Raw genomic sequence first — 11,613 nt, 5'->3', positions numbered from 1 at the left:
GGCAACGCGCTCGACAACACGATCGCGGGGGGGGCRGGTAATGACGTCCTCGTCGGTGGCGCAGGTAACGACGTCCTGATCGGTGGCGCAGGTRCCGACACGATGGTCGGYGGYGKCGRCAACGATGTCTACSAAGTCRMCRASCTYGGGGACGTGGTGASCGAGCTCGCCGGTKSYGGCAGCGACACGGTCTGGACCTCGCTCGGGAGCTACGTCCTGGGYGCCAACGTCGAAAACCTGTTTTTCGGCGGCAGCGGCGACTTTGCGGGCACCGGCAACGCGCTCGACAACRCGATCGYGGGGGGGGCGGGTAATGACRTCCTCGTCRGTRSCGCAGGTAACGACSTCMTSATCGGTGGCGCAGGTRCCGACACGATGRCCGGCGGTGTCGGCAACGATRTCTACGAAGYCACCGAGCTTGGGGACGTGGTGAGCGAGCTTGGCGGKGAGGGTATTGACACGGYCTGGACCTCGCTCGGGAGCTACGTCCTGGGTGCCAACGTCGAAAACCTGTTTTTCGGCGGCAGCGGCRACTTTGCGGGCACCGGCAACGCGCTCGACAACGTGATCGKGGGGGGGGCGGGTAATGACGTCCTCGTCGGTGGCGCAGGTAACGACGTGATGAGTGGCGGCGTCGCCGGCAACGATATCTTCGCGTTTGCCCCAGGCTTCGGCAACGATACGATCCTGAACTTCGRARCCAACCCGGCTGCAGGGCAGGACTTGCTCGATATCACGGGGATGGGGGTCACTAGCGCGGTGTTCGCGACCAACGTGAGCATAACGGCTGACGGGGCAGACACCGTGGTCGGGATCGGAGCGGACTCCATCCGCCTTGTGGGTGTCAACAGCGCGGCCGTTGATCAGACGGACTTCATTCTGGTCGTCTGAGGTACTGGTCAGTACCGTCGCAGGAGGGCGGAACAGTAGAGGGGAGGGCAATGGATGCCCTCTCTTTCTCCTTCCACTCAATCGCCTCATGAATGCATTCGGTGTGGGTATTCAGGGAGGGCCTGAATCGACCAGGGTTTTGCAGCGATAGCGATGATCATGGCGTTGCGAGCTGCTCTCGCATAATCGGAGACGTTTTTCTATTTTTCCGGCGTGAAATAGCTCTTTTCAATAGCTTCGCGGGTCGAGGCAATGATTTCCTTGTGAGTTCGTTCTTTCTCGACTGCTAGGGACAGGACTAGCGCTCCCACACATTGAGCGATGACGGCCCATGCCGCATCAGGGCTACCGAGACGATCGGCCCAGGCTTTCTGTATTTGCTTCAGGCCTTTTTCGACGGCCACCCGTACCTCCGGTTCGGCGCGCGCAATCTCTCCACCCAAGGCTGGAAGGACACAACCTTCTTCTGGATGAAGGACATGAAAGGTACTTAGGTCGTTACGCGCTACGACTTTATTCCTTTGCTTTATGCACTCCCGGCAGTAAGAAATAACATTTCGCTCTATACCTGCACTCAACTTCCTATATGTCTTTTAAAAACAGCTAGTTGTGAGGCCTAACACCGGTCGTCTGTTTTATCGACGTAAAATTGACAAAGATTTGCTATGGAACTTTAGTCTTAGTTATCGGGGGACCCGCCCGCCTGAAGCTTGCCATCGCTTTGGCAACGCAAGGCGCGGTGATTCTCCTGAGAGGAGCAGAATTATGTCGATCATTTCGTGCTTTTGCAGAGGGAAGGGGCTGTCCAGGACGTTCGCCTTCACTTCCAGATTCCATGGCCCGCCCAGGGCTCGAATCCGCTCTGCCTGATCGCCCGGCGAGCAATTCATTTCGCGAATTCCAGGCGTGTATCCCGGGTCCCGGGTAACGCCAGAGCTCTTGCAAAAAAACATAACCAACAAACTGCGCAAGCCAGCACTTGACTTGGCGCGGGAGGATTTTCTCGTCCCGTGCCTTTACCCAAATAGATCGAGGGCAATCCAAAATGGCCAATTTCAACAAGTCGGACCTGGAGTTCATCCTTAAACAAATCTTTATCGCAGAAGCGAATGCCGACGGCACAAGCCTCATTGATTTGCTTCCCAACACTCAGGTGCCGTTCGGCCTGCGTACCGTCGATGGCAGCTTCAACAACCTGGTCACCGGCCAGAGTGAGTTTGGCACCGCGGACAATGCCTTCCCGCGCCTGCTCGATCCCTCGTTTCTGGATGCATACGCCGGGACAGGGTCGGTGACCGATCCGCAACCACGGATCATCAGTAACCTGATCGTCGACCAGACCGCCAATAACCCGGCGGCCTACGCCGCAGCGTTCGACCCGGGCCTGGACGGTGTGCTCAACTTCGGCGTGGTGGGTGCGGGTAATGACGACGTCCTCAAGGAAGGCGTACAGATAGTCACCAGCCCCGGGCTGGATGGCGTGTTCGGCACGGCCGATGACAAGGACGTGTTCTTCATGCCCAACGTGTCGCCGGACGTCGGCCTGACCGCCAGCTTCAACTCGTGGATGACCTTCTTCGGCCAGTTCTTCGACCACGGTCTCGACCTGGTCACCAAGAGCGCTACCGACTTCGTGTTTATTCCGCTGCAACCGGACGATCCGTTGTTCGTAGCGGGCAGCCCGACCAACTTCATGGTGCTGCCACGTGCGGTGCGTACCGCCGGCGCAGACGGAGTACTTGGCACTGCCGATGATGGCCAGCCCAACACCACCTCGCCTTTCGTCGACCAGAGCCAGACCTACAGCTCGCACCCTTCGCATCAGGTGTTCCTGCGCGAGTACGTGCTCAATGCGGACGGCGATCCTGTTGCAACGGGACGCTTGATTACCAACCGCGATCTCGGCGCCGATGGTCTGTTCGGCACTGCCGACGACGGCAACGGCGAAAATGGCGGCATGGCGACCTGGAAGGTGGTCAAGGCGCAGGCCCGTGACATTCTCGGCATCAACCTGACCGACGCCGATGTGCACAACGTACCGCTGCTGGCGACCGATGCTTACGGCAACTTCATCCGCGGGCCGAACGGCATGCCGCAGGTGGTGATTCGCATCAGTAACGGTGCTGACGGCATCGCCGGGACAGCTGATGACGTCACGCAACTGGTCGAAGGCAACCGGGCTGCTCCGATCAGTCTGGCCAGCGCCGTGAGCACCGGGCATGGCTTCCTCGACGACATCGCCCACAATGCCGCACCGGTAGTCGTCGGTGGGGTTCTGCAGGCGGATGCCGACATCGCTGTCGGCAATGCGCAGCCCGTTGGTCCGGGCGGCAACAACCTGACCTATGACAACGAACTGCTCGACGCCCACTACATTGCCGGCGACGGCCGGGTCAACGAGAACATTGGCCTGACCACCGTGCACCATGTGTTCCACTCCGAGCACAACCGCCTGGTCCAGCAAACGAAGGACACCCTCATAGCCGCCGGCGACCTGGCCTTCCTCAATGAGTGGCTGGCAGTCGACGTGGCCGCGATTCCGACTACACCCGCCGGGATCGCAGCGTTGGTGTGGGACGGCGAACGTCTGTTCCAGGCCGCCAAGTTCGGCACCGAAATGCAGTACCAACACCTGGTGTTCGAGGAGTTCGCGCGGACCATTCAGCCGCAGATCGACGGATTCCTTGCGCCCAATGGATATGACACCTCGATCAACCCGGCAATCCTCGCCGAGTTCGCCCATGTGGTGTACCGCTTCGGTCACTCGATGTTGACCGAGACCGTCGATCGCTTCGACCCCGCGTTCAATCCGCTCCTCACCAACCCGGCCAACCCGGACTCGCAACTGGGTCTGATCGCGGCCTTCCTCAACCCGCTGGCGTTCGCCGGCAGCGGGGTGACTGCGGACCAGGCGGCAGGGGCGATCGTTCGCGGTGTGACCCGCCAGGTCGGCAACGAGATCGATGAGTTCGTCACCGAAGCGTTGCGCAACAACCTGCTCGGTCTGCCGCTCGATTTGCCGGCCCTGAACCTGGCGCGTGGTCGCGACACTGGCATCCCCACCTTGAATGAGGCGCGGCGTGAGTTCTATGCATCAACCGGTGACAGCCAACTCAAGCCATACATCAGTTGGGCTGACCTGGCGGACAGCCTCAAACACCCCGAGTCGCTGGTCAACTTCATCGCGGCCTTTGGTACGCATTCCTCGATCACGGCGGCGACCACGCTGGCAGACAAACGCGCTGCAGCCCTGGCGCTGGTACTCGGTGGTGCAGGTTCGCCGGCTGACCGCCTGGACTTCCTCAACAGCACCGGTGCCTATGCCAACGTAACGACGGCCGGTAAAGATGGGGTACCGGGTACTGCAGATGACCTGACGGGTGTGACGATCACGGGCGTCGACGACATCGACTTCTGGGTCGGTGGCCTCGCCGAACAGAAGATGCCGTTCGGCGGCATGCTCGGCTCGACGTTCAACTTCGTGTTTGAAACCCAGATGGAGGCGTTGCAGAACGGCGACCGCTTCTACTACCTGTCGCGTACCGCGGGCCTGAACTTCGGCACTGAACTGGAGAACAACTCCTTTGCCAAGCTGATCATGCTCAACACCGATGTCACCCACCTGGCGAACACTGTGTTCCTGACGCCGACGTTCACCCTCGAAGTGAATCAGGCCGCCCAGTTCACCGGCCTGGGCGTGGACAGCCGTGCCGATCCGACGGGCGGCATCATGATCAACGGCGTGGAAGTCGTGCCGCTGGTGATTCGCGACAACCCCGACACGGTGGGGCCGGACACCAATTATCTGCATTACACCGGTGAAGACCATATCGTCATGGGCGGCACCGCCGGCAATGACATCATCATTTCCGGTGACGGCGATGACACCATCTACGGCGACGCCGGCAACGACCGCCTCGAAGGCGGTGCCGGGAACGATGCGGTACTGGGCGGCGCGGGCGATGACATCATCAGCGACTCGTTCGGCGACAACCGTCTGGAAGGCAATGCCGGTAACGATGTGATCGTGGTTGGCAGCATGCTTGCCGCAGGCAACCTGATCCTGGGTGGCGATGGTCAGGACTTCATCATCACCACCGAAGACATCAGCACCACCTTCGGCGGTCAGGGTGATGACTTCATCCTCGGCGCCAAGACCAACCTGCCACCGACCGGCAACGAAGGTGATGACTGGATCGAGAAGGGCACCCAGGACGGTGCGCCTGGCGATAACTTCTCGCCGTTGCTCAATGACGATGTGATCGGTAACGACATCTTTGTCGGTGGTGGCGGTTTCGACGAAATGATCGGCGAGGGTGGCGACGACATCTTCGTCGGCAGCGATGCCCAGGACAAGATGGACGGCATGTCCGGCTTCGACTGGGTCACCTACAAGAATGACAAGGTTGGCGTGACCGTTGACCTGAGCCTGGCCGCGTTGGCGCAGCCACACGGCAATGCACCCAACCAGAATGCCGGCGTGTTCAATCCGGTCGGCGCCTCGCCTGCCTCGATTCTTGACCGTTTTGCCGAGGTCGAAGGCTTGTCCGGTTCGAGTTTCGGCGATGTGCTCAAAGGCGATGATGTCGATGCAGTCACTATCGTCAACCACGGCGGTACCACGGGCAGTGCGCTGACCAATGTCGCGCTGATCCGCGGCCTGGACCAGTTCCTGGCCGATGCCGGATTGCCGGTCACTGGCTTTGCCACTGGCAACATCATCCTCGGCGGCAATGGCAGCGACCTGATCGAAGGCCGCGGTGGCGATGATCTGATCGATGGCGACAAATGGATCAACGTCAGAATTGCCGTTTATGCCGCCGGCGACGTCAACCATACCGGCCCTGAGATCGCTACCTTCGACAGCATGGTCGATATGATCCCGCTCATGCTGGACGGCACCTTTAACCCTGGCCAGCTCAAGGCCGTGCGGGAAATCATGCCCGGTACCTCAACGGGTGGGGCGGCCTTCGACACCGCCATCTTCTCCGGGCTTCAGGCCGAGTATACGGTTACCGTTGACGACCGCGGCACGGCCACTTTGGCGGACGATGTCTATACGGTGACAGATAGCGTAGCGGGTCGCGACGGCACCGATACCCTGCTGCATATCGAACGCCTGCAATTCGCCGATGACCAGCTAGTGCTGGTGCCGGGGCAGAATGCCCAACCGGTTGGCAGTCCTACCGTCACGGATGGCAACGGCGGGGCGATAACGGTGGGCGACACGCTGACGGTCAGCGTCGCAGGGGTGCGCGATGGCAACAACATCGCGGCGGGTAATCCGCTGGGTACTCTCAACAACTCCTCGGTGTCCTACATCTGGCAGTTCGAGGCCAATCCAGGCACCGGCGTATTCGAGGACATCATCCTGTTGCCGGCTGGCGACCTGGCGTTCCAAAGCGCCGATGGCACCGCGTTCAAGGTCTCTCCCGACCTCGCCGGGTTGTCGTTGCGGGTCAAGGCGATCTATCAGGACGGTCATGGCACCACGGAGATCCTGTTCTCCACGCCGACGGCTACCATAGTCGCCGGTGCACCGGTCACGCCAACGGCGGCGGTACCTGTAGTCGATGCCACCGCGGGTGGCGCGGGCCTTCACATGGTCCGTTCCGACCTCAACTTCATCCTCGACCAGATCAAGATTGCCGAGGCGGAAGCGTCCGGTCAGGACATCCTCTCGCTGATCCCGAACATCCGTGCGCCGTTGGGCCTGCGTGCAGTCGACGGGTCGAACAACAACCTGATGAACCTCAACGGCAACAATCACACCGAGTTTGGTGCCGCCGATAACGTCTTCCCGCGCTTGACCGATCCGGTCTTCAATCCGGCGGAAGCGGGAACGTCGTATGCGCAGAACAGCGGCCTTGTGATTGACTCGCAGCCGCGCACCATCAGTAACCTGATCGTCGATCAGACGGCGAACAACCCGGCGGCCTATGCCACGGCTTTCGACCCGGGCCTGGACGGTGTGCTCAACTTCGGCGCGGTGGGTAACGACGACGTGCTCAAGGATGGCGTACAGATAGTCGCCAGCCCCGGGATGGATGGACAGTTTGGTACCGCCGACGACCACAATGTGTACTTTTTCGAGAACACCGCGGCGGATGCGGGATTGTCTGCGCCGTTCAACGCCTGGATGACCTTCTTCGGGCAGTTCTTCGATCATGGTCTGGACCTGGTGACCAAAGGCGGTTCGGGCACCGTGTTCATCCCGCTGCAACCGGATGATCCGCTGTTTGTGCCAGGCGGCAACACCAACTTCATGGTGCTGACCCGCGCGACCAACCTGCCAGGGGCGGATGGCATTCTCGGCACGGCCGACGACATCCATGAGCAAACCAACACCACCACGCCGTTCGTGGACCAGAACCAGACCTACAGCTCGCACCCGTCGCATCAGGTGTTCCTGCGCGCTTATCAAATGACTGACAACGGCCCCGTAGCGACCGGCAGGCTGATCACCAACCGTGATCTGGGTGTGGATGGCTCGTTTGGTACCGCGGACGACGTCGAAATCGGTGGCATGGCGACCTGGAAGGTCGTCAAGGCACAGGCCCGCGACATCCTGGGTATCAACCTTACCGATGCCGATGTCGATAATGCCCCGCTATTGGCGACTGACGCCTATGGCAATTTCATCAAGGGGCCGAACGGCTTCCCGATGGTGGTGATGAAGGGTGTTGACGGTCTTGGCGGCACCGCGGATGACGTCCTTGTCGAAGGCAATCCGCTTGCTCCCCTTAACCTGACCAATGCTGTGCGCACCGGTCACCAGTTCCTCGTCGACATTAACAACAATGCCGCGCCGGTAATCGTCGGTGGGGTTCTGCTGGCGGATGCCGACACCATTGTCGGCAATGCGCAGCCCGCTGGCCCGGGCGGCAACAACCTGACCTATGACAACGAACTGCTCGACGCTCACTACATCGCCGGCGACGGCCGGGTCAACGAGAACATCGGCCTGACCGCGGTGCATGCGATCTTCCACTCCGAGCACAACCGCCTGGTCCAGCAGACCAAGGACACCGTGCTCGATTCGGGTGACGTAGCCTTCCTCAATGAGTGGCTGCTCACTCCGGTGAGCGCGTTGCCAGCCACCCAGGCTGAGTTCGATGCGCTGCTGTGGAATGGCGAGCGCTTGTTCCAGGCTGCCAAGTTCGGCACCGAGATGCAGTATCAACACCTGGTGTTCGAGGAGTTTGCGCGGACCATCCAGCCCAACGTTGACCTGTTCTTTGCACCGACCCAGGTCTACGACGTCGACCTCGATGCCTCGATCGTCGCCGAGTTCGCCCACACCGTGTATCGGTTTGGCCACTCGATGCTGACCGAGACCGTCGATCGCTACGACATCGATTTCAACGTGGTGGGCGATCCGGCCAGCGCTAATCCCGATCAGCAAATGGGCTTGATCGCGGCGTTCCTCAACCCGTTGGCGTACGCCGCCAGTGGCGTATCGCCAGAGGACGCGACCAGTGCGATCGTGCGCGGGTTGACGCGGCAAACCGGTAACGAAATCGACGAGTTCGTCACCGAGGCACTGCGCAATAACCTGCTCGGCCTGCCGCTCGACCTGCCGGCGCTCAACATCGCCCGTGGCCGCGACGTGGGGATTCCCTCACTCAATGCGATCCGCCGCGACATCTACAGCCAAACCGGTGATACCCAACTCAAGCCGTACACCAGCTGGGTCGATCTGGTGCAGCACCTCAAGCATCCGGAGTCGTTGATCAACTTCATCGCGGCCTATGGCACGCATGACACGATCACGGCGGCGACCACGCTGGAAGGCAAACGCGCTGCAGCCCTGGCACTGGTCTTCGGTGGTGTGGGTGCGCCGGCTGACCGCCTGGACTTCCTCAACAGCACCGGTGCCTTTGCCAACGTAACGCTGCCCGGCACGGATGGCGTGGTGGGCACTGCCGACGACCTGAAGGGTGTGACTATCACGGGTGTCGATGCCATCGACCTGTGGATCGGCGGCCTGGCCGAAGAGAAAACCCCGTTCGGCGGCATGCTCGGCACGACATTCAACTTCGTGTTCGAGAACCAGCTGGAAAAACTGCAGGACGGCGACCGCTTCTACTATCTGGAGCGTACGTCTGGCCTGTCGATGAATGCGGAACTTGAAAGCAACTCGTTCGCCAAGCTGATCATGGCCAACACTTCGGCCACGCACTTGCCGGGCCTGGTGTTCTCGGATCCGGGGTTCTATCTGGAAGTGGACCAGGGCAGGCAGTTCAACGAAGGCCTGGTCACCGTCGACCCGCTCGGCCCGAACGGCGAGCAGGTGGTGTTCCGCGACAACCCGCTGACAGTGGGGGCGGACACCAACTACATCCGCTACAACGGTGCCGAGCACATCGTGCTGGGTGGCACAGACAACGCAGACATACTCATCTCCAGTGAAGGCGATGACACAGTCTGGGGGGATGGTGGCAACGATCGCATCGACGGCGGTGACGGCAACGACCAACTGCGCGGTGGTGCCGGTGACGACATCATCACCGACACCGGTGGCGACGATAACATCCAGGGTGGCGACGGCAACGACGTGCTGCACGGAGGCAACGGCATCAACCTGATCATTGGCGGGTTCGGCAACGACTTCATCGTGACCGGTGAGGACGCCTCCGAGGCCATTGGTGGCCAGGGTAACGACTTCATCCTGGGCAGCAAAGCCAACGAACAGGACATGGGTAACGAAGGCGACGACTGGATCGAGAAGGGTACCTCGGACGGTGCGCCTGGCGACAACTTCGATCCGCTCGGCAACGATCCGGTAATCGGCAACGATGTATTCGTCGGCGGCAACGAGAACGACAAGTTCAACGCCGAAGGCGGCGACGACATCATGGTCGGCAGTCTCGGCATGGGTGACCGCTATATCGGCGGCTCCGGCTATGACTGGGCAACCTTCAAGGATCTCGCCCAGGGCGTGACCATCGATTACAGCGACCGCTTCTTCGATGTGCCACCGATGCCGGGTTCGGGAGCCTCGGCGCTGGTTCGTTTCGACATCATGGAAGGCCTGTCGGGTTCGTCCCACGGTGACTTCCTGCGCGGTGATAACGAAGATGCGACATCGCTACCCACCGCGGGTGCAACCGGCAGTGTGCTGACCAACATCAGCCTGATCAACGGTCTGGCGGGTCTGCTGCCAGTCGGAGCGACGTTCTTCGACGGCGGCAACATCATCCTCGGTGGTAGCGGCAGCGACCTTATCGAAGGCCGCGGTGGTGACGACATCATCGATGGTGACAAGTGGCTGAACGTACGCATCAGCGTACGGGCAAACGCTGATGGCACTGGCGCGGAAATCGCCACGTTCGACAGCATGGCGCCGATGGTTCAGGCAATGCTGAACGGTACTTACAATCCGGGCCAGCTGGTCATCGTGCGGGAGATTCTGACCGGCACTGACAGCTTCGACACCGCGGTGTTCTCCGGTAATGCGTCGGAGTACAGCGTCGCTGTCGATGGCAACGCCGTCATCGTGACCGACCTGGTGGCCGGGCGTGATGGCGTCGATCGCCTGACGGGCATCGAGCGTCTGCAGTTCGCAGACCAGGCGCAGGCGTCCGGCGTCGGCACCGCATTGAACAGCGGTCCTGTGGGGCGTCTGGCGATCCTCGATGCCACCACCGGTGCGCGTACCGATGCGCCTGTCGCCGGCCAACTGTTGCGCGTCAGCGATCAGTCGATACGCGATGCTGACAGCGTGAGTGCGGCCAATCCGACCGGCGCGGTTACCGGTCCGGTGGCTTACTACTGGCAGGTCGAAAACGTTGCGGGCTCGGGTGTCTTTGAAGACATCACCTTTTTCGCCGCTGGCGAGGTATCGCGGGCAACCGGCGCCACCTATCTGGTGGCGGACGATGTCGCCGGTCTGAACCTCCGCGTTCGGGCGGTGTATCAGGATGCCCAGGGTACGCTGGAGATCGTCGATTCTGCGGGGAACAGCGTAGCGACCGCAGGGCCGACCATCCTCGGGCTTGCGTTTCTGAACGAGGTGTTGACCGCCGACCCGTCGAGCATCATCGACGTCGATGGCCTCAGCAATCCGCAGTTCACCTTCCAGTGGCAGGAGACCAATGGGGTCACCTTCGTCGACATCGCCGGAGCCACCGCTAGCACGTTCACGCTTGGCCAGACTCAGGTCGGCGATCAGGTGCGCGTGGTGGTCAGTTACGTGGATGACTTCGGTACGGCCGAAAGCATTGCGTCCGACGCTACGGCCCCGGTGGCCGCCGGTACTCTGTTTGTCGGTACCGCCGGTGTCGACATATGGACCGGCACGGCATTCGACGACATTGCCAGCGGAGGTGCTGGCAACGACATCCTGAACGGCTTGGGCGGCAACGACATCCTCAATGGTGACGCGGGCAATGACATTCTCATCGGGGGTACGGGTGCCGACACGATGGCCGGCGGTGTTGGCGACGATGTCTACGAAGTCACCGACCTTGGGGACGTGGTGACCGAGCTCGCCGGTGCCGGTAACGACACGGTCTGGACCTCGCTCTCGGGCTACACGCTGAGTGCCAACGTCGAAAATCTGTTTTTCGGCGGCAGCGGCGACTTTGCGGGCACCGGCAACGCGCTCGACAACACGCTCGTGGGCGGTGCGGGTAACGACGTCCTGATCGGTGGCGCAGGTGCCGACACGATGGTCGGCGGTGGCGGCAACGATGTCTACGAAGTCACCGAGCTTGGGGA

The 11,613-nt window shown here is 61.3% G+C and carries 3 protein-coding genes; 2 read left to right on the top strand and 1 reads right to left on the bottom strand.

Annotation, left to right across the window (positions count from 1 at the left end; all coding sequences use genetic code 11):
- On the top strand, window positions 1-891 hold an 891-nt coding region (locus AC1DXW_RS30065; protein WP_477760842.1), incomplete at its 5' end, for a calcium-binding protein.
- 200 nt (window positions 892-1,091) lie between these two features.
- Here AC1DXW_RS30065 and AC1DXW_RS30060 read toward each other — a convergent pair.
- Window positions 1,092-1,295, bottom strand: coding sequence for a hypothetical protein (locus AC1DXW_RS30060; RefSeq protein ID WP_477756496.1), 204 nt, complete (start codon window positions 1,293-1,295; stop codon window positions 1,092-1,094).
- A gap of 641 nt (window positions 1,296-1,936) precedes the next feature.
- Between AC1DXW_RS30060 and AC1DXW_RS30055 the strand changes: the two genes are divergently transcribed.
- On the top strand, window positions 1,937-11,613 hold a 9,677-nt coding region (locus AC1DXW_RS30055), incomplete at its 3' end, for a peroxidase family protein (RefSeq protein ID WP_477760841.1).

This window comes from Pseudomonas sp. P4_C4 (genome assembly GCF_056402055.1).
The sequence above is the reverse complement of the archived record's forward strand: the minus strand, read 5'-3'. Positions and strand labels throughout refer to the sequence as shown.